Source organism: Acinetobacter wuhouensis, assembly GCF_001696605.3.
Lineage (GTDB): Bacteria > Pseudomonadota > Gammaproteobacteria > Pseudomonadales > Moraxellaceae > Acinetobacter > Acinetobacter wuhouensis.
In genome coordinates, this window is record NZ_CP031716.1 from 3,664,039 (window position 1) to 3,682,204 (window position 18,166).

General features: G+C 39.0%; 20 protein-coding genes and 3 tRNA genes. 10 read left to right on the forward strand and 13 right to left on the reverse strand.

All coding sequences use genetic code 11. The features are described 5' to 3' along the window. Positions 1 to 78: 78 nt before the first annotated feature. Positions 79 to 1,056 (forward strand): mechanosensitive ion channel family protein, encoded by a 978-nt coding sequence (locus BEN71_RS18175; RefSeq protein ID WP_068975614.1) that lies wholly within the window; start codon positions 79 to 81, stop codon positions 1,054 to 1,056. Here BEN71_RS18175 and BEN71_RS18180 read toward each other — a convergent pair. The 5 genes from BEN71_RS18180 to prfB form a co-directional block, all read right to left on the reverse strand. Continuing rightward, positions 1,039 to 1,752 (reverse strand): 16S rRNA (uracil(1498)-N(3))-methyltransferase, encoded by a 714-nt coding sequence (locus BEN71_RS18180; protein WP_068975613.1) that lies wholly within the window; start codon positions 1,750 to 1,752, stop codon positions 1,039 to 1,041. The two genes, BEN71_RS18175 and BEN71_RS18180, sit on opposite strands and share 18 nt — an antisense overlap. Further along, positions 1,749 to 3,029, reverse strand: a complete 1,281-nt coding sequence (locus BEN71_RS18185; RefSeq protein WP_068975612.1) for a 3-deoxy-D-manno-octulosonic acid transferase — start codon at positions 3,027 to 3,029, stop codon at positions 1,749 to 1,751. Before BEN71_RS18185 ends, BEN71_RS18180 begins: the two co-directional genes overlap by 4 nt. 238 nt (positions 3,030 to 3,267) lie before the next feature. Next, a complete protein-coding gene (locus BEN71_RS18190; protein ID WP_068975611.1) occupies positions 3,268 to 4,326 on the reverse strand; it encodes an alkene reductase in 1,059 nt (352 codons plus the stop codon). A 38-nt stretch (positions 4,327 to 4,364) separates the two neighbouring features. Further along, positions 4,365 to 4,664: an ArsR/SmtB family transcription factor gene (locus BEN71_RS18195; protein ID WP_068975610.1), complete on the reverse strand. Its 300-nt coding sequence runs from the start codon at positions 4,662 to 4,664 to the stop codon at positions 4,365 to 4,367. Between the two features lie 182 nt (positions 4,665 to 4,846). Next, positions 4,847 to 5,942 (reverse strand): peptide chain release factor 2 gene (prfB, locus tag BEN71_RS18200; protein ID WP_100249700.1). Its coding sequence is split into 2 segments (ribosomal slippage): positions 4,847 to 5,869 and positions 5,871 to 5,942, totalling 1,095 coding nucleotides; the frame shifts between segments, so codons are not numbered across the junction. Between the two features lie 190 nt (positions 5,943 to 6,132). Between prfB and BEN71_RS18205 the strand changes: the two genes are divergently transcribed. The 3 genes from BEN71_RS18205 (at position 6,133) to BEN71_RS18215 (ending at position 9,164) form a co-directional block, all read left to right on the forward strand. Then, the gene (locus BEN71_RS18205; RefSeq protein WP_068975608.1) at positions 6,133 to 6,990 is read left to right on the forward strand and encodes a putative porin; all 858 of its coding nucleotides are present in this window, start codon (positions 6,133 to 6,135) and stop codon (positions 6,988 to 6,990) included. 300 nt (positions 6,991 to 7,290) lie between these two features. After that, a complete protein-coding gene (locus BEN71_RS18210; RefSeq protein ID WP_068975607.1) occupies positions 7,291 to 8,058 on the forward strand; it encodes a putative porin in 768 nt (255 codons plus the stop codon). 344 nt (positions 8,059 to 8,402) lie between these two features. Further along, entirely contained in the window at positions 8,403 to 9,164 is a 762-nt protein-coding gene (locus tag BEN71_RS18215; protein WP_068975606.1) for a DUF3883 domain-containing protein, read from the forward strand. 213 nt (positions 9,165 to 9,377) lie between these two features. On the opposite strand, the gene guaA is transcribed toward BEN71_RS18215, so the two are convergent. The 3 genes from guaA to BEN71_RS18230 form a co-directional block, all read right to left on the reverse strand. Beyond that, the gene (gene guaA / locus BEN71_RS18220; protein WP_068975605.1) at positions 9,378 to 10,946 is read right to left on the reverse strand and encodes a glutamine-hydrolyzing GMP synthase; all 1,569 of its coding nucleotides are present in this window, start codon (positions 10,944 to 10,946) and stop codon (positions 9,378 to 9,380) included. A gap of 110 nt (positions 10,947 to 11,056) precedes the next feature. After that, complete coding sequence (locus BEN71_RS18225) at positions 11,057 to 11,695, reverse strand: hypothetical protein (protein ID WP_068975604.1); 639 nt, start codon at positions 11,693 to 11,695, stop codon at positions 11,057 to 11,059. A gap of 139 nt (positions 11,696 to 11,834) precedes the next feature. Continuing rightward, positions 11,835 to 12,251, reverse strand: a complete 417-nt coding sequence (locus BEN71_RS18230; protein WP_068975675.1) for a DoxX family protein — start codon at positions 12,249 to 12,251, stop codon at positions 11,835 to 11,837. A gap of 198 nt (positions 12,252 to 12,449) precedes the next feature. Here BEN71_RS18230 and BEN71_RS18235 point away from each other — a divergent pair, with 198 nt between their 5' ends. Continuing rightward, positions 12,450 to 13,112 (forward strand): DedA family protein, encoded by a 663-nt coding sequence (locus BEN71_RS18235; RefSeq protein ID WP_068975603.1) that lies wholly within the window; start codon positions 12,450 to 12,452, stop codon positions 13,110 to 13,112. A gap of 91 nt (positions 13,113 to 13,203) precedes the next feature. Here the strand turns inward: BEN71_RS18235 and BEN71_RS18240 are convergent, their stop codons facing one another. The 4 genes from BEN71_RS18240 to BEN71_RS18255 all read right to left on the reverse strand — a co-directional run bounded on the left by BEN71_RS18240 (position 13,204) and on the right by BEN71_RS18255 (position 15,271). Next, positions 13,204 to 13,617 (reverse strand): hypothetical protein, encoded by a 414-nt coding sequence (locus BEN71_RS18240; RefSeq protein ID WP_086322704.1) that lies wholly within the window; start codon positions 13,615 to 13,617, stop codon positions 13,204 to 13,206. 13 nt (positions 13,618 to 13,630) lie between these two features. Further along, entirely contained in the window at positions 13,631 to 14,467 is an 837-nt protein-coding gene (locus tag BEN71_RS18245; RefSeq protein WP_068975673.1) for a ParA family protein, read from the reverse strand. Between the two features lie 85 nt (positions 14,468 to 14,552). After that, positions 14,553 to 14,945, reverse strand: coding sequence for a SirB2 family protein (locus BEN71_RS18250; RefSeq protein WP_068975602.1), 393 nt, complete (start codon positions 14,943 to 14,945; stop codon positions 14,553 to 14,555). 17 nt (positions 14,946 to 14,962) lie between these two features. Next, positions 14,963 to 15,271 (reverse strand): BolA family protein, encoded by a 309-nt coding sequence (locus tag BEN71_RS18255; RefSeq protein WP_068975601.1) that lies wholly within the window; start codon positions 15,269 to 15,271, stop codon positions 14,963 to 14,965. Between the two features lie 233 nt (positions 15,272 to 15,504). Between BEN71_RS18255 and BEN71_RS18260 the strand changes: the two genes are divergently transcribed. From BEN71_RS18260 to BEN71_RS18270, 3 genes are all read left to right on the forward strand, one after another. Continuing rightward, positions 15,505 to 15,577: transfer RNA gene (locus BEN71_RS18260), tRNA-Gly, on the forward strand. Between the two features lie 47 nt (positions 15,578 to 15,624). Continuing rightward, positions 15,625 to 15,700, forward strand: a tRNA-Gly gene (locus BEN71_RS18265). A gap of 45 nt (positions 15,701 to 15,745) precedes the next feature. After that, positions 15,746 to 15,821, forward strand: a tRNA-Gly gene (locus BEN71_RS18270). 318 nt (positions 15,822 to 16,139) lie between these two features. Here the strand turns inward: BEN71_RS18270 and BEN71_RS18275 are convergent. Further along, positions 16,140 to 16,808: a GntR family transcriptional regulator gene (locus tag BEN71_RS18275; RefSeq protein WP_068975600.1), complete on the reverse strand. Its 669-nt coding sequence runs from the start codon at positions 16,806 to 16,808 to the stop codon at positions 16,140 to 16,142. A 133-nt stretch (positions 16,809 to 16,941) separates the two neighbouring features. On the opposite strand from BEN71_RS18275, the gene madL reads away from it, so the two are divergent. Both madL and madM read left to right on the forward strand, forming a co-directional pair. Further along, positions 16,942 to 17,349: a malonate transporter subunit MadL gene (gene madL / locus BEN71_RS18280; RefSeq protein WP_068975599.1), complete on the forward strand. Its 408-nt coding sequence runs from the start codon at positions 16,942 to 16,944 to the stop codon at positions 17,347 to 17,349. 43 nt (positions 17,350 to 17,392) lie between these two features. Further along, positions 17,393 to 18,154 (forward strand): malonate transporter subunit MadM, encoded by a 762-nt coding sequence (gene madM, locus BEN71_RS18285; protein WP_068975598.1) that lies wholly within the window; start codon positions 17,393 to 17,395, stop codon positions 18,152 to 18,154. Positions 18,155 to 18,166 lie beyond the last annotated feature (12 nt).

The following is an 18,166-nucleotide window of genomic DNA, read 5'->3' on the forward strand; positions in this document are numbered from 1 at the left end:
ATACGAAAAACTGTAATCAATGCTGAACATCTTTGAAATTTCAGGCAAAATATCACAATCATTTTACTGGACACGACAGTGGCTGAAGAAGCAAATAAATTAAGTGAGGTCGCACAAGACACCACCCAACTCATCCAATCCGCAGGTGAAAAAACGGCGCAATCCGTGATTCAACATACTGCAAAATATAACGATGCCTACTCAACGATCGACAAATTTGTAGATGGTTTTTGGGAACGTCTGCCTTATTTAACTATTGCTTTAGTCGTCATTACCATTTTCTGGTTATTGTCTAAACTGTTTAAATTCTTTGTCCGTAAAACCTTATCCAATCGTAACTATACTCGTCAAAACTTGGTTCTAGTTTTGAACCGTGTGGGTAGTACTGCGATTATGTTCTTTGGTTTCTTGATCGCCATGGTGATTGCCATCCCTGGTTTTACACCAGGTCAATTGATGAGTGCTCTTGGGATTGGTTCTGTTGCAATCGGTTTTGCATTTAAAGATATTTTCCAAAATTTACTTTCAGGGATTCTGATTCTAATTTCTGAGCCATTTAAAATCGGTGATGACATTATCGTCACAGGCATGGAAGGAACCGTTGAAGATATTCAAATCCGTGCGACATTCCTCCGTTCACCAGATGGTCGTCGTATCGTGATTCCCAATGCGACCGTCTATACCAGTGCAGTGACTGTAAATACAGCCTATCCACGTCGTCGTTGTGAGTTTGTGGTCGGTATTGGTTATGAAGATGATGTGCAAAAAGCCAAAGACATTATTTTAAAATTATTAGATAAAGATCAACGCATTTTAAGCCAACCAGGTTTCTCGGTAAATGTAACAGCACTTGCTGATTTTTCTGTGAATTTAACCGTGCGTTGGTGGGTAGATACCAGTCAAGTGCTCACGGCTTCATCTATCAGTGAAATTCAAGAATTGGTATTGGATGCATTTGCTGAAAATAACATCTCAATTCCTTATCCAGTACAAGAAGTCAAAGTCTATCGTGGTGATCCATCTGTAGATGAAAACGACTCAGGTCGCGCTAAATAAACGCCCCAACACATAAGGAATTGCGGTTTCAGTTCTTAAAATTCGGTTGCCTAAGCTCACCGCTTGGCAGCCGTTTTTTATGAGTAAATCAATTTCATAAGGAATAAAACCACCCTCAGGTCCAATGATCACCGTACATGAATGATCAACCGCATAGGGCATTTTTAAATCTGTATAAGGATGTGCGACATAAGCAGGGTTTTGTTCACTGATCATGGTGGGTAATACATCTTCAACAAAAGGTTTAAAACGTTTATATAACTCAATTTTCGGTGCAATCGTGTCACCAGCTTGTTCTAAGCCTAATGTCACAAAATGATCAAGCTGTTGTAGGAATGGAGTTTGCCAGTAACTTTTATCCACGCGATAACTGTGGATAATAATCAACTTATCCACACCCAGTGTAATCGCATCCATAATTAAACGACGTAAAACTTTGGGACGTGGTAAAGCCACAATCAGCGTGACAGGTAATTTTTCAGGGACAGATTCTTCTTTTAGCGGTTTGAGCTGAATCGAATTTTCTGAAATATCAATAATTTCAGTTAAATAGCGCTTACCTTCACGAATCCCAACTTTCAGCGTATCACCGACTTTGACACCGACATGGGTAAGTAAATGTTCAAGCTGTCGCTTGGAGCTAATAGTCCAAATTTCAGATTCAGTCTGACGCGGGTCTAACAGAACGATGTTCATAGATAGGCATCAATCACTGCAATATGCTTTTGCAAAGACCCTTTATTTTTATTCAATACTTCAATCGCATGCTGACTGAGTTGCTGTGCAAATACCTGATTTTGCAGACAACGAACCAGTAACTGTGTCACTTCATCCACAGACTGCCCGACCGCAACTGCATCTGCCTGAATAAACTCATCGACAATGGCTTGGAAATTAAAATAATTTGGACCAATTACTGTCGGTACATCTAAAACCATCGGTTCTAAAATATTATGTCCACCACCAGGTTCATTCAGCGACCCACCGACGAAACAAGCCTGACTTAAGGCATACCACAGCCACATTTCACCCATACTGTCGGCTAAATACACCTGAGTATCCGATTGAATCAATTGATCTAAGCTACGGCGTTGGGTATTTAAATTCAGACTTTGAGCACTATTAAACACTTCATCAAAACGTTCAGGATGACGTGGTACGACAATGAGTAGCCAATCCGAATACAGTTCCAGATAGGGTTTAAAAGCGGTAAGCAGTTTTTCTTCTTCAGGAGAATGGGTACTCGCAATCGTAATGATTTTACGGGAACTTAAATTCCAATCCTGCTGTAATTGTTGAGCTTTCTGTACAAATTTCTCAGGTGCTGAAATATCAAATTTGATACTCCCAACCACTTCAGTTTGATCTGGCTGACTGCCTAAAGCAATAAAACGTTGTTGCGTTGCCTGATCTTGCGCCAATAAACGATCCAGTTTTTGTAACATCGGACGGGTCAGACTCGGCACTTTGCCATAGCCTTTGGCTGACTTTTCCGAAAGTCGTGCATTGACCAAAATACAGGGAACTTTAAATTCTTTGGCTTGATCAATCAGATTTGGCCACAGCTCTGTTTCAACCAGAATCAACAATTTAGGCTGATATTTCTGATAAAAATCAGCAATTAAATACTTTTGATCTGCAGGTAAATACACCGCCTGAAATAACGCTTCATAGGGCACTTTTAAGAATAACGATTTAGAACGGGCCTGCCCTGTCTTGGTAGTATTGGTCACAAGAACTGCATGACCCAATTTTAAATAATGCTCGATCAAGGGTTGAGCGGCATTGGTTTCACCCACAGAAACACAATGAAACCATATCGTTTGCAAGTTTTTAGCAGGCTGAAATGGGCCAAAACGTTCAAGACATTCCTGTTGATATTCCGCTGTATTTTGCGCACGTTTTTTTATTCGTGAACGATACAATGGTTTGACGATCGTCAGTGCTGCGTTATACCAGAAAGGAGTAGCCAAACAGAATGCCCCAGAATCAATTTAATGGGCAAATATAACAGAGCTATATTCAGTTGTTAATGAATAATATTTAACGAATTGTTGTGAAAAATCACAATATCTTTTTTTTGGGCAGTAAGAACAATATTATTTAGCGCTATTCTCAATAAAATAATGAAAGTCCCTTCTCCCTTTGGGATGAGGAGTAAAACTCCGCAAGAGGATGAAGGGCTGTTTTTTATAAAACTAAATCACTGAATTAAACCAAAGCAGGATAATCAATATACCCTTCCGCCGTTTGCGAACCGATCATATTTTCAAACACCAGTTCATTCAAAGGTGCATTCTGAACCAAACGCTCAAACAGATCAGGATTGGCAATATAAGCCTTACCAAAAGACACCGCATCCGCTTTGCCTGAAGCTAATAACGTAATCGCATCATCACGGCTCAACTTCATATTGGCAATATAAGGCACACCGCCTGAGCGCTGTTTCATATCTTCACTGATACTGTCATCAGCCAGATATTCACGAGTAAAGAAGAATGCGATCTTACGCTTTCCTAACTGCTCCAAAGCATAACCAAAGGTTTCACGTGGATCAGCATCCCCCATATCATGTTCATCACCACGTGGAGCTAAATGCACGCCAACACGACTTGCGCCCCACACCTCGATCAAAACATCAGTCACTTCCAGTAATAAACGAGTACGATTCTCTACCGAACCACCATATTCATCATCACGCTGATTGGTTGAACTTTGCAGGAACTGATCGATCAGATAACCATTGGCAGCATGCAGTTCAACGCCATCAAAACCTGCTTCTTTGGCACGGATTGCAGCCTGTTTATATTGCGCAATAATCGTTTTAATTTCAGAGATTTCTAAAGCACGTGGCACAACATAATCACGTTTTGGACGCAGTAAACTCACCTGCCCCGCTTGTTGTACAGCACTTGCAGATACAGGCGTTTCACCATTTAAAAGATCAGGGTGCGATACACGCCCCACATGCCACAACTGAGCAACAATCAAACTGCCTTTGTCATGCACCGCTTGAGTGGTCAATTTCCAACCTTCCACTTGTGCATCTGTGAATAATCCTGGAGTATTTAAATAACCATTGGCTTCTTCAGAGATCACCGTCGCTTCGGAAATAATTAAACCTGCACTGGCACGTTGCGCATAGTATTCCGCCATCATTGCGGTTGGAACACGATCCGCTGTTGCACGACTGCGTGTTAAGGGAGCCATCACGACACGATTTTTGAGATGTAAATCGCCCAGGACGAGAGGAGAAGAAAGTTCAGCCATATTTGCCTCATCACTCGCTTTCCAACCTGAATCAGGAATTAAAGCGAGTTTTTAAGATATTCAATATATTGCTGAATTAAAGCTTCATTACGTGAAAAGTACGACCATTGACCATACTTTTCTGCTTGAATTAATCCTGACTGTTGCAAAACTGACAAATGATTGGACATCGTGGACTGAGAGACATTACCGAGTTTCTCGATATTCCCTGCACATATGCCACGACTAAATCCACCGCACTGCTCTTCACACAGATACTGTTGTGGATTTTTCAACCACTCCAGAATCTGGCGTCGAGTCGGATTTGCCAATGCTTTAGAAATTAAATCAATATCCATAGCCACAACCCGTATCAGATACATCCAATTTTGAGCAAAGCTCTATTCAGCATCTTTGTGGACAATATATCGCATTTTTTCGATTTTAATATCGAATATTTTAGATATATTATAAAAATACTGATAAAGCCTTGCTATTTATCATAATTTAAATAGAAAAAATTTATGAAAAATACGCCGTATTAAAGCCCTTGCTTTAAACTCGCTTCAATAAATTTATCCAGATCACCATCCAGCACCGCACCTGTGTTGGAATTTTCCACACCAGTACGCAAGTCTTTAATCCGTGAGTCATCTAAAACGTATGAACGAATCTGACTGCCCCAACCAATATCAGACTTAGAATCTTCAAGTGCCTGCGCAGCTTCGTTACGCTTACTCATTTCCAGCTCATACAATTTTGCACGTAACTGTTTCCAGGCATGGTCACGGTTCGCATGTTGTGAACGCTGGTTCTGACATGCCACCACGATACCTGTTGGCGCGTGGGTTAAACGTACCGCAGAGTCAGTTTTGTTAATGTGCTGACCACCCGCACCTGATGCACGATAAGTATCGGTACGGACATCGGCTGGGTTAATATCAATTTCAATATTATCATCAACTTCAGGCGATACAAACACTGCTGAGAATGAGGTATGACGGCGGTTACCTGAGTCAAACGGTGACTTCCGTACTAAACGGTGTACGCCAGATTCGGTACGCAACCAACCGTATGCATATTCACCTTCAACACGGATCGTTGCAGATTTAATCCCTGCCACATCACCGTCAGATTCTTCCATCAGTTCAGCTTTAAAGCCATGACGTTCGATCCAACGCATATACATACGCAATAACATGGACGCCCAGTCCTGTGCTTCAGTACCGCCTGAACCCGCTTGAATTTCCACATAACATGGGTTCGGGTCCATTGGGTTGCTGAACATACGACGGAATTCAAGCTTCGCCAATTCTGCTTCTGCTGTATCCAACTCAGCCTGTACATCTGCCAATAAGCTTTCATCATCTGCTTCAACAGCTAAATCTAAAAGTGCTTGTGCATCTTCAATTTGTGTAGCTAAACCTTCTAAAACGTTGAGTACGTTTTCCAGTTCGCCTTTTTCTTTTGCCATGGCTTGCGCACGGCTTTGGTCATTCCAGATCGCAGGATCTTCTAACTCGCGGAGAACCTCTTCTAAACGCTCTTTTTTTAGATCGTAGTCAAAGATACCCCCGTAGTGTTAGACCACGGTCATTTAAGTCTTTTAGCTGTAATAGATAAGGATTGATTTCCACGAGTTTTAATCTCACATTGGCTGTTTTTTAATTCGGACGCATTCTACCACAGAGTGAAAAAAGTTGAGATATTGCTTTTCTTGTCTAACAAAGCAATTGACCACAGTTTAATATTTATGAAAAATACGCACGCTTTTACAACCAATATTACATTTTTTTGACAACAACAACTTAAATTAGGGTCACAACAATGAAACGCTCACTACTCGCAATTGCGATCGCAACGCTTGCTTCTTCAAGTTTCGCCTACAATGTTCAATTAGATGGCGGCTTTAGCTACTTTGATCATGACAATGATTTTATTGATACAGATAATCAATTTGATATCAAAGGAACCTATTATTTTAACCCAGTACAAAGCAAAACTGGCCCTTTAAATGAAGCTGCTTTCTTAGGTCATAACAGCAATGTTTATGCAAAATACACATATAACTATATGGAAAGCAAAGATTATATCGACGATTTCGGCAATAGTTATGCGCTTGCTAAAGACGAGCGTGAAATTCACCATGTTGTGGGTGGCTTAGAATATTTTTATGAACAGTTCTATGCAAATGCTGAAGTTGGTTTTGGTCGCCTCAAAGATGAATCTGAATATCGTTTTGCCAACGCCAAAACAACAGTCAAAGATGATTATGATGTAACAACTTACCGCGCATTAGTCGGTTTTACCCCGATCAGCAACTTACTTCTTGCTGCGGGTGTAGATGGTTATTATGGTGAAAATGATGGCGATGATGATGCAGCATTCGCTGTAACAGCAAAATATGTTGCTCCTGTAGGCCCATCTGGTCAGTATGTAAACTTAGAAGCGAATGGTACATTTGGTGATACTGACCATTATGAAATCGGTGCAGATTACTACTTAAATAAAACATTTAGCATTGGTACTGCATACGAACGTCAAGATGAAAAAGATACTGACGCAGTCGATTATTTTACACTTCGTACAAAATACTTCATCAATGACGTTGCTGCGGTTGGTGCTGCAATTGGCTTTGGTGATGACGTACAAGCATACAATATCAACGCGACATTCCGTTTCTAAGCTATAAAAAACCGTAGTTTTTAAAAGGCATTCTTTAAACAGAGTGCCTTTTTTATTTCAAAACATGTCTAAAATTTACGCAAAACCCACCAATATCCACATTTCCCACACAGTTTTAATAAAACAAAACATGAAAATTAATTTATTATTTTCAATTACTTAATCTTTAAAAATTACACAAAGTTACCTATATTACAGTTTGATTACTTACTTGGGTTGACGATTTATTTATTTCACCTAGACTTAAAGTTGTAACAAAAAATGTATATCGAAACGAATCATTTTCAGAGGGGATCAACCATGAAAAAATTAACAATCGCTTCAGCAGTTTTCTCGGCACTCGTTATGACTGGCACTGCACATGCATATCAAGCAGAAGTGGGTGGTTCATATACATATAATGACCCAGATGATTTTGATGCTACTCATCAGTTTGGTGTTGATGGAACTTATTACTTTAAACCAGTTCAAACACGCAATTCACCATTGAATGAAGCTGCATTTTTAGATCGCGCAAGTAATGTAAAAGCCAATGTAAATTATGCCAACAATGACGGCGTGAAAGACACTCAATACGGCGCAGGTCTTGAGTATTATGTACCTGGTTCTGACTTCTATGTTAGTGGTCGTGTAGGTCGTGATGAATATGAAGTTGATAACACACCGATTGATCGTAAGGTAACAACTTATGGCGCGGAAGTGGGTTATTTACCAACTGCTGGCTTATTGCTTGCGCTTGGTGTAACAGGTTATGACGAAAAGCATGGTGATGACGGTGCTGACCCAACTGTTCGTGCGAAGTATGTAACGAAAGTAGGTCAATATGACGCTAACTTTGAAGCATTTGGTGCTTTTGGCGACCTAGATGAGTATAAAGTACGTGGTGACTTGTATTTAGATAAAACTTTAAGTGTTGGTGCAGATTACTACAACAATGACTTAACTAATCGTGACGAGTTTGGTATTTCTGCGAAAAAATTCTTTAACCAAAACGTAAGCTTAGAAGGTCGTGTTGGTTTCGGTGATGATTACAACACTTATGGTGTTCGTGCAGGTTACCGTTTCTAATCCATCCGATTTGAGCGTAAAAGAAAACCAGTCGAAAGGCTGGTTTTTTTGTGTCTATAGAAAACATTTAATCATCTCTGCTTTTAACATCGTAAAAGTTAGCTGATTACACAGCCCTTTTGCTAAATTAAATCTATAACGCCACTGAATTTTATTGGAAGTCCCCTCTCCTTTTTAAGAATGAAAAACAACGTTTCGCAAGAGAGGGGGGTTAGCTACAGTAAACCTATCTCGACTATTAAATTTATTCTAAATAACTGAAATTGTTTTCAAATGTAGATTATTTCAATATAGTTCACTCATTCAACTTTGATTAATAACTTTAAATCTAAAGAGAAAATTCTGTGACCGAACGACATCAAAATTACGAAATTTTAAATTTAATTGGATATGGTTTAGCTAAGTTTGATCATGAGTTAATTAGACAATTTGGTTTTGAAACTAAACACAAATTTTATGAATATTTCGTTCAATTAGGAATCGTTGAAACTGCCAGTGTTGTTAAAAATCGAATGGACTTGTTTGACCCTTTTTTTGAGAATAATAGAAAAGGCTGGTGGCAAAAGGGGGATGCTTATATTCATCGAAAATTACTGATTGATAGCCTATTTGGCAATGAAAATGTTTTTGAATATGCAAATATTATAAAACTTTTTTTGAAAGATAATTTCAATATTAAAAATATCTTAGTCGAAGTAAAACCCATTGTAAAATCGCGATTTAAGAAGCTTCAAGAAACGGGCTTGGAAGCAGAATTATTTTTTTTAAATAATTTCAATACAATTGAAAAGTTTAAAAATGGCTGTATTGAAGATGCTCGACTCTATGGTGATGGCTATGATTTTCAAGTTGATGTTCATGAAAATTCATTTCTAGCAGAAGTAAAAGGAATTAGGGCAAAAAGAGGTAAATTTCGCCTGACTGAAAATGAATACTTAAAAGCACAAGAATATCAGGACAATTATATTGTCACTCTAGTTTTAAATTTAGATGATTTACCTACGTTCTTAACCATTGAAAACCCTTTGAAACATTTAAAATTTGAAGAAAAAATTATCAATGCTAAAGCAACTAAAGAATACCATTTAATATCTACATTGGATTAAATATCGTTATAACAAAAAAGAGCGCCTAAGCGCTCTTTTCATTTAAATGATTTCCATCACTGCCACGTGCATCTTGCACAAAATTCAAAGCAGTGCTTTGAATTTTATTCATGGCGTAATTTAGGCAAGAAGCTTCGCTTCTTGAAATCCCTGAGCGGTGAAATAACAAAGCAACGCTTTGTCACCTCGCAAGACTTTCAGCTATGCTGAAAGTTACTCCCATTCAATCGTAGCTGGTGGTTTAGATGATACATCATAAACAACACGAGAAACATCAGCGATTTCATTCATGATACGAGTCGAGATTTTATCAACAAGATCATAAGGAAGATGTGCAAAACGCGCTGTCATAAAGTCAACAGTTTCAACCGCCCGAAGTGCAATCACCCATGCATAACGACGACCATCACCCACTACACCAACTGATTTAACAGGTTGGAATACAGCGAATGCTTGCGCAGTTTTATCATACCAACCGCTTGCACGAAGCTCTTGCATAAAGATGTCATCAGCAAGACGAAGAATATCAGCATACTCTTTTTTCACTTCGCCAAGAATACGAACACCCAAACCTGGGCCAGGGAACGGATGACGGTAAAGCATCTCAAATGGTAAACCTAAAGTTGTACCTAAACGACGTACTTCATCTTTAAACAAATCACGGATTGGCTCAACCAGTTCAAATGCTAAATCTTCTGGTAAGCCGCCCACATTGTGGTGTGATTTGATCACATGTGCTTTACCATTTTTAGTTGCAGCAGATTCGATCACGTCAGGATAAATCGTACCTTGCGCAAGGAAGTTTACGCCATCAAGCTTACGTGCTTCTTCAGCAAAAACTTCGATGAATTCACGACCAATGATTTTACGTTTTTTCTCAGGGTCAACTTCACCTGCAAGTGCAGACAAGAAACGATCTTCAGCATCAGCACGAATCACACGGATACCCATGTTTTTCGCAAACATATCCATCACTTGCTCGCCTTCGTTCAAACGAAGTAAGCCATTGTCTACAAATACGCAGGTCAATTGATCGCCAATCGCTTTATGTAAAAGTGCAGCAACTACAGATGAATCCACACCACCTGAAAGACCTAAAAGAACTTTTTGATCGCCAATTTGCTCACGTAATTGTTCAACACGTAAGTCGATGATGTTTTCAGAATTCCAAAGGTTACGACAACCACAGATGCCATGTACGAAGTTCGACAGAATTTCCGCACCTTTTGCAGTATGCGTTACTTCAGGATGGAACTGGATACCATAGAAACGACGAGCTTCATCAGAGACCATTGCAAATGGGCAGCTTGGCGTGCTTGCAGTCACTTGGAAACCTTCAGGAATCGCAGTCACTTTGTCACCGTGGCTCATCCACACTTTTAATTGGTTTGCTGTATCTTCAAGATCACCGATTAATTTATCACGAACTTGAATATCTACTTCTGCATAACCAAATTCATGCACATCACCTGGCTCAACTTTACCACCAAGTTGTTGCGACATGGTTTGTAGACCATAGCAAATACCGAGTACAGGCACACCTAAGTTGAACACAACTTCAGGGGCACGTGGACTACCCGCTTCATAAACACTTTCTGGACCACCTGAAAGGATGATCCCGTTTGGGTTAAATGCACGAATGTCTTCTTCAGACATATCAAATGCGTACATTTCTGAATAAACACCAGCTTCACGTACACGACGTGCAATCAACTGGCTATATTGAGAACCGAAATCCAAGATGAGGATACGATCTTCAGTAATTTGGGTATTGGTCGTCATGGTATACAACTATGTAGGCAACGAATATAAGCGCCACATTCTAACATTTTTCTGAACAGGACGCACTTTATTCAGTCACCTAGATGAAGAATGAATAATCCATTTGAAAATTAACCATTATTTTCACTTTTTAAGCGCTTTTCGATGATCTCAATCAATTCATCTGGTGTCATACAACGATTTAAAAATTGCTCTAAACTTCCTTGATTGCTAACTTCCCTAAAAAAAACAGTGTGATCTGTACCAAACAAAGTTGGATTATCCAGATTTGGATCGGACAGACAAATATAATATTGATCAGGAAAACTATAACGATAAACAAGTTGTAGAAAATCAGGCTTTGAATTTTGTGTGAATTGAATGACTTCTTTTAAATCAATATCATCCTGTAAAAAGTCATAATTCCATTCTTCAAAATCATCTGTACCTTGTTTATATGGTGTAAATAAAAAAGGCTGCCAAAAGGTTTGCCCTCTAGGTTCTTCACTGAATTGATAATAATCTCGAATCAATTGCTGAAAAAACTGCTCAGGATCACGATCAAATAAAGCTTGGTGCTGGTCAAAATATTCACCCAAACCATAGATCGGTTCCTGATCATCAGACTCTGCCCATGGTGTGTCTTGCGGACGTTCATATAATACTGTGTTGAATTGTATAGAAAGAAGATCATCCACAAATGAATGACCTTGTACATTATCAATATTGCCGCCAAGTGCTTTTATTCTATCAAGTATTTGCTTTTTCATTTATAAAATTTAATTAGATCAACTACACCACTATATTAATAAAAATAACCAATGATCGCACTGACAATCTTTTGCTTTTTTTTAATCAAAAAAGCCAGATCATCATCTGGCTACTTTTAATAATTGAAATCTCAATTCATTATTTTTCAATGATATGATCAAGACTGAATTTACCTGCGCCCTGTAGCATCAAGAAAAATAAACCACCTGCCATCGCAAAGTTTTTCATAAAGTTAATGCCATCTTCTGCACCACCATGGAATAAGAATGCTGTAATTAAGCTAAATACACCTAAACCAAGTGCTGCGAAGCGTGCTTGGAAGCCAAATAACAATGCTAAACCACCACCAAACTCAACAAGAATCGTTAAAGGGAGCATTGCACCAGGAACACCCATCGACTCCATATAACCGACGGTTGCACTATAAGCCGTTAATTTGCCCCAGCCTGCTACAAGGAAAATGTAAGCCAAGAGGATGCGAGCAATGAGTGCAATTGTTGCTTCTGTGTTTGGTTGATTAACGATATTTTTAACAACGACATTTGGGTTTAACATGATCTTTCCTAAATTTGTATTTCGTTCTGAAGATATAGCCATATTAATCATCGCCAATTTCAACATAAATACTAAAAAAAAGACCTATTGTTTCATTTTAAGAACAATCATCTTAATGTAATAAAGTTACGTTTTAATACTGACTTTCAATATCGACACTGTTAGGATTTGCCTACGAGTTCGCATAGTTTTTGCCTTATGAATCTTATTGATTTTATTTTGCACGTTGACCAACATTTATTTGAATTTATAACCAATTATGGTGTTTGGGTTTACGGAATCTTATTCCTGATTATTTTTGTAGAAACGGGTTTGGTAGTGATGCCATTCCTACCTGGGGATAGCTTACTTTTTGCCGCAGGTGCTTTAGCTGCATCTACAGGTGCGATGGATCCAGTCGTCTTAGTGATCATACTGTTTATCGCAGCGGTTTTAGGTGACACACTAAATTATCATATTGGTAAATATATCGGTCCTCGCGTCTTTGAAATTGAATCCCGATTTATTAATAAACAACATCTGATCAAAACTTCACAATTCTTTGAAAAACACGGTGGCAAAACTATTATTTTTGCACGTTTTATTCCTTTTGCACGTACTTTTGCTCCCTTTGTTGCAGGCGCAGGTAGCATGAATTATAAGTATTTCCTCACTTATAATGCTGTTGGTGCAATTTGCTGGGTTGGTTCTTTTATTACACTCGGTTATTTATTTGGCAATCTGCCTGTAGTCAAAGACAATTTCACCCACCTTATTTTTGGTATTATTATTTTGAGCGTTTTACCTGGTGTAATCGGTTATATTCGTCATAAGTTTTTTGATAAAAACAAAGCCATTGAAGGTAAAACTGAGAGCAAATAAGATCACTAGATCAAATTGAATATAAAAAACCGATTCTCAAAAAGAATCGGTTTTTTATTGCGTCTGATATTCAGTTCGAAAGATGAAATAATTACTTTTTCACTTCCTGACGCTTTGGTACATAAGGACAGTTTTTAAATTGTGCAGCTTGCGAAAGTGCATCTTGCTCGCCATATAGACGAGACAGCTCGGTATTTTTGGTATTTGAAGATTGTCCCATATTGACAGAAATACTCGGACCAATTCCCCAACCAAAACCGCCACTGCCCCAACCACCGCCAAGACCTAAGCCAACACCAACACCTGTACGTTTTGCAGGTGTGACACCATTGTTGATGTATTGCTGAATACGGTTAAATTCAGCAGAAATTTGCGCACAGTTCATCGCTTGATACTGTGTAGGTGAAACATAAGTTGGTTTTACCGTTGTCGCACATGCCGACAATACTAATGTTGCAATCGTTGCTGTCGCTAATTTTACAGCATTCATTTTTAATGAACTCATCACAATCTCGAAATTATTTTTTATCAATCTCATTGAACAATGATTGATAGGCTTGAGTCAATTTATGATCTGTAGCCAAATGGATTAACGGTAGGTTTTTATGATGAGATTCTTTCATCAATACTGATGGAGGAAGCATATTTTCAAGTACAGGCAAACCTTCATCTTTTAATTGTTGTACCACTTCACGCGGTAATTTTGCCTGAGCTTGGTATTGATTGACCACAATCCCTTCAATTTCAAGACGATCATTATGATCATCTTGGGTTTCAATAACATTTTGAATCAAGGTTTGTAAGGCTCGTTTTGAAAATACATCACAATCGAAAGGAATCAGCACACGATCTGCCGAAATAAGCGCAGACAGGGTAAAGAAGTTAAATGCAGGTGGTGTATCAATATAAATACGATCATATTGACCGCTTAAAGACTGGATTGCATCGCGTAGCTTATAGATCTTATGTTTAGATTCTAAAGCATGCTCTAACTCACCCAAACTTGGACTTGCAGGCAATACATCGAGGTCTTTGAATGGCGAACGGTGAATATATTGGTCAAAACCTTTATTTTTACCTTTTAGCAATGAACCGATGGCATTGCCAATCAAGCCTTTTTGCTGATTGTTTCCTAAAACATCACTAAAAAAGTTTTCAATATTCGGTTCTAAAGCCGTTTTTTCCGCAGAATAGGTCGCATCATCACCCAAAAGGTATTGGCTAGAATTGGCTTGTGGATCTAGATCAATGACCAATGTTTTAAAACCTTGATGTGCGCTAATCGCCGCAAGATTTACGGTAATACTTGATTTACCAACACCGCCCTTTTGGTTAAACACCACACGCGTCAACATACCCATTCCCCGAAATATCATTATTTTTAAACTTGTCTATAGTTTAACCTAGACACGCTATAAGTGTGAAATCTATGTCTAACAATCAACTAAAAACTGGTTTGATCACCACCAAAGCCAAAGTGGCGATGAGCGCGACAGCACCGATCACTAAACCCGCACGGCGTTGTGCCAAGAGTATGCGCTCATCTTTTTTATAAGCTTTAATTTGTGATGATAAGAACACAATAAATAGAACAACTTTGGCATAAAACCATGGTTGAACCTTAAATTCATTCATCACCAAGAGTGTCACACCTGTGACGACAATCAATGTGAGTGATAAGTGTTGCAATGCAACAAAAGCCACACGACCTTTTTGATTGGGTTGTTGATTTTGAGTGCCTATAAATAAAGTACTTGCACGTAAAACAAAAACCAGTATCAACACCGCAACACTGGTCATATGAATGATTTTTATCAGTAAATGTATATCCATTTTATTATCCCAAATACTTAAGCTTTAGGCGCATGTGCACATTCAGGACTTGCAGGCGCTTGACCTTGCCATTCACTTGGTAAATAGGCATGGATCGCCAAGGCATGAATTTTTCCTGGGGAAAGTAGTTCTTTAGCGACAGCATAAACTTTTTGATGACGCTGAACTAAACGTAAGCCAGTAAAAGCTTCACTGACAATAATCACTTTAAAGTGTGATTCTTTGCCAGGGAAATAGCCACCATGACCTGAAGATTCGTTGATTACTTCTAAGTGAGTAGGTTCAAGTTGATTTAGGCTATCAATAAGTTGCTGTTCTAAGGTCATGCTACTTCCTTTGAGATACATCAATGGTTTTTATTAGTATAGCTGATTATCTTTAAATGGCTTATTGAAAGCTCCAAATTATGCAGAATATCCTTTGTTAAAAAGACAATTCTGTATTTTATGAGAACTTTCTTGGATTATTTTCATAAAAATGACTTTATTTTATGCAATTAACATTCTCCTGAGCAAAAAAATCTTGACCCTGTTATCTGTTGATGTATTATACACCGCATGCGGGAATAGCTCAGTTGGTAGAGCATAACCTTGCCAAGGTTGGGGTCGGGAGTTCGAGTCTCCTTTCCCGCTCAAAATTTTTTCATTCGGTTTTTTATTTAAAAAATTGGACAGACTCCGCGGGAATAGCTCAGTTGGTAGAGCATAACCTTGCCAAGGTTGGGGTCGGGAGTTCGAGTCTCCTTTCCCGCTCCAAAATTTTTTCATTCAGTTTTTTATTTAAAAAATTGGACAGACTCCGCGGGAATAGCTCAGTTGGTAGAGCATAACCTTGCCAAGGTTGGGGTCGGGAGTTCGAGTCTCCTTTCCCGCTCCAAATTCAAAAAGCCCTGATCGAAAGATTGGGGCTTTTTTATTGTTGTTTTAATAGATATTTCTCTGATAAGTTAAAAACCTTCACAAAAATTCATGATCAAATTTTAATGTGCTGTATTTTTAGTGACCCAAATATGCCTAATCACAATAAACCACGCTAAATAACCACGAATTTCAGCCAATCAGTCAAACTGAATATAATTTAGCATCATCGATCTTGCGCAAGCTTGCCAAGATTTAAATGCTTTTACCATCATTCACCTAAAATATCGAAAAGCAATGTGTCTCGTTACTTTTGCAATCACTCGACACACTCAACTCATTTTCCATAAGTATTAATCGTCGCAATTAAATCAGTAAATTTTTGCCCTTGTATCACAACATGTTCACGCAATAGACGTTCAGCCTCAACTTCATTACCATGGATAATTGCTTCGACAATACCTTCATGTTCCGTAAAAGAATTGCTCATACGGTTGCTAACTCGAAGCTGTAAGCGGCGATATGGATGTAGCCTTTTATGCAAACTTCCCGCCTGCTCAATCAAAAAGCTATTATGACTTGCAGCATAGATTTGGAAATGGAACTGCCGATTCATTTCATAATAGTTTTCAGAATCACCCGACTCTAGATATTCGGCACAACGTTTGTGTAACTCCAAAAGCTTACTTTTTTCATTTTCTTGTATCCGTCTAGCTGCAAGTCGTCCACACATCCCTTCTAACTCAGCCATCACTTCAAACATTTCACACAATGTCATCGGGTTCACTGCAGGTACGATAGCGCCCCGTCGTGGTCGAATTTCCACAAGCCCCTCAGCAGCTAACAGCTTTAAAGCCTCACGAATAGGAGTTCTTGATGCTCCATAGCGTTCACATAGCTCAGCTTCATCGAGTTTAGTTCCCGGTAAAAAGTGTCCAAAGATAATATCATCCTCTATTTTTTTACTCACTTGCATGGATAAAGGTAAGTCTTTGATTAAATTCATTTCACACCATTTTGTATACAATATTTTGCTTTTTGAGTACAAACGTATTGTTATTTGAATACATTCCAGATATAACTATAACAAAATATAAGGATGTTTATTACTACTAAATCTCAGTCCATGGAGGATCAAGATGATTATTTACGGAACAGCATTACTCGCAATCTGTCATCTGCTAGGTGACTATCTAGGAAATACGCTTGGAATCTTACTCGGTGTAAAAGCCAATGTTGGTGGGGTTGCTATCGCCATGATTCTATTGATCGCCAGTAAGGAACTGTTGGCAAAAAAAGGGTATCTGCCTCAGGTCACTCAATTTGGTGTGTTGTATTGGTCAGGCATGTATATCCCAATCGTAGTTGCAATGTCCGCTGGACAAAATGTTGTCGCAGCAATGTCTGGTGGCATGGTTGGCGTGGTCGTTGCCGTTATTTCTCTAGTTGCAACAGTATTGGTGATTCGCTGGCTAAATAAACTAAGCAATGACTATCACAGTTATGAGTGGCCTTCTGAACAAACAAATCAACCGGCTGAAGCTTAAGCCTCGCACTCCTCACATATAAAGGAATTCAGGGAGTTATTGTATGGACGTACTAATTCAGGTTCTGACCAAAAATGCACTGGTCACAGCACTCGCAGTAACAGGGCTGATGATGTTTATTTCCCATCTGCTGTCAAAATATTTGACTGGTGGGAAACTTCAAAGCTCTGCGATAGCCATTACCCTCGGTCTGGTGATTGCCTATTTTGCAGGTGTATATACAGAAGGTTCTAAAGGTGTTTCAGATATTGCCATTTTTTCAGGATTCGCCCTGTTAGGTGGCGCGATGTTACGTGACTTAGCTATTGCTTCCACAGCATTTGAAGTCGATGTAAAAGAAGTAAAAAAAGCAGGCAAGGTAGGCATGATCGCTCTTGCACTGGGTTGTATCATCCCGTTTGTTGCGGGTGCTGGCGTTGCATGGATGATGGGTTACAAAGATCCAATTTCGATGACTACAATTGGTGCTGGTGCCATGACTTATATCGTTGGCCCAATTACAGGCACAGCAATTGGAGCAAGTTCAGAAGTCATTGCGCTCTCTATTGCGATTGGACTAATCAAATCCGTTTTCTTCATGGTAGGTACTCCTCTCCTCGCTAAATTCATGTACCTAAAAAGCCCTCGTTCAGCCATGATTTTTGGTGGTATGGCTGGTACAACCAGTGGTACAGCTGCTGGTCTTGCAGGTACAGATGTTCGCCTTGTCCCTTATGGCGCATTGGTTGCGACATTCTATACAGGCTTAGGTTGCTTACTCGGCCCGTCTATATTTTTCCTGACAGTCAATGCAATTTTTGGTTAAACATCAGGTGAT

What these genes read in the sequence shown, in the direction of transcription:
- BEN71_RS18250 (WP_068975602.1), bottom strand. Translation starts at nt 14,945, where the DNA reads ATGGATATACATTTACTGATAAAAATCATTCATATGACCAGTGTTGCG.
- madM (WP_068975598.1), top strand. Translation starts at nt 17,393, where the DNA reads ATGGACGTACTAATTCAGGTTCTGACCAAAAATGCACTGGTCACAGCA.
- BEN71_RS18230 (WP_068975675.1), bottom strand. Translation starts at nt 12,251, where the DNA reads ATGTTAAACCCAAATGTCGTTGTTAAAAATATCGTTAATCAACCAAAC.
- BEN71_RS18195 (WP_068975610.1), bottom strand. Translation starts at nt 4,664, where the DNA reads ATGGATATTGATTTAATTTCTAAAGCATTGGCAAATCCGACTCGACGC.
- BEN71_RS18210 (WP_068975607.1), top strand. Translation starts at nt 7,291, where the DNA reads ATGAAAAAATTAACAATCGCTTCAGCAGTTTTCTCGGCACTCGTTATG.
- madL (WP_068975599.1), top strand. Translation starts at nt 16,942, where the DNA reads ATGATTATTTACGGAACAGCATTACTCGCAATCTGTCATCTGCTAGGT.
- BEN71_RS18275 (WP_068975600.1), bottom strand. Translation starts at nt 16,808, where the DNA reads ATGAATTTAATCAAAGACTTACCTTTATCCATGCAAGTGAGTAAAAAA.
- BEN71_RS18205 (WP_068975608.1), top strand. Translation starts at nt 6,133, where the DNA reads ATGAAACGCTCACTACTCGCAATTGCGATCGCAACGCTTGCTTCTTCA.
- guaA (WP_068975605.1), bottom strand. Translation starts at nt 10,946, where the DNA reads ATGACGACCAATACCCAAATTACTGAAGATCGTATCCTCATCTTGGAT.
- BEN71_RS18240 (WP_086322704.1), bottom strand. Translation starts at nt 13,617, where the DNA reads ATGAGTTCATTAAAAATGAATGCTGTAAAATTAGCGACAGCAACGATT.
- BEN71_RS18255 (WP_068975601.1), bottom strand. Translation starts at nt 15,271, where the DNA reads ATGACCTTAGAACAGCAACTTATTGATAGCCTAAATCAACTTGAACCT.
- BEN71_RS18180 (WP_068975613.1), bottom strand. Translation starts at nt 1,752, where the DNA reads ATGAACATCGTTCTGTTAGACCCGCGTCAGACTGAATCTGAAATTTGG.
- BEN71_RS18245 (WP_068975673.1), bottom strand. Translation starts at nt 14,467, where the DNA reads ATGTTGACGCGTGTGGTGTTTAACCAAAAGGGCGGTGTTGGTAAATCA.
- BEN71_RS18225 (WP_068975604.1), bottom strand. Translation starts at nt 11,695, where the DNA reads ATGAAAAAGCAAATACTTGATAGAATAAAAGCACTTGGCGGCAATATT.
- BEN71_RS18190 (WP_068975611.1), bottom strand. Translation starts at nt 4,326, where the DNA reads ATGGCTGAACTTTCTTCTCCTCTCGTCCTGGGCGATTTACATCTCAAA.
- BEN71_RS18235 (WP_068975603.1), top strand. Translation starts at nt 12,450, where the DNA reads ATGAATCTTATTGATTTTATTTTGCACGTTGACCAACATTTATTTGAA.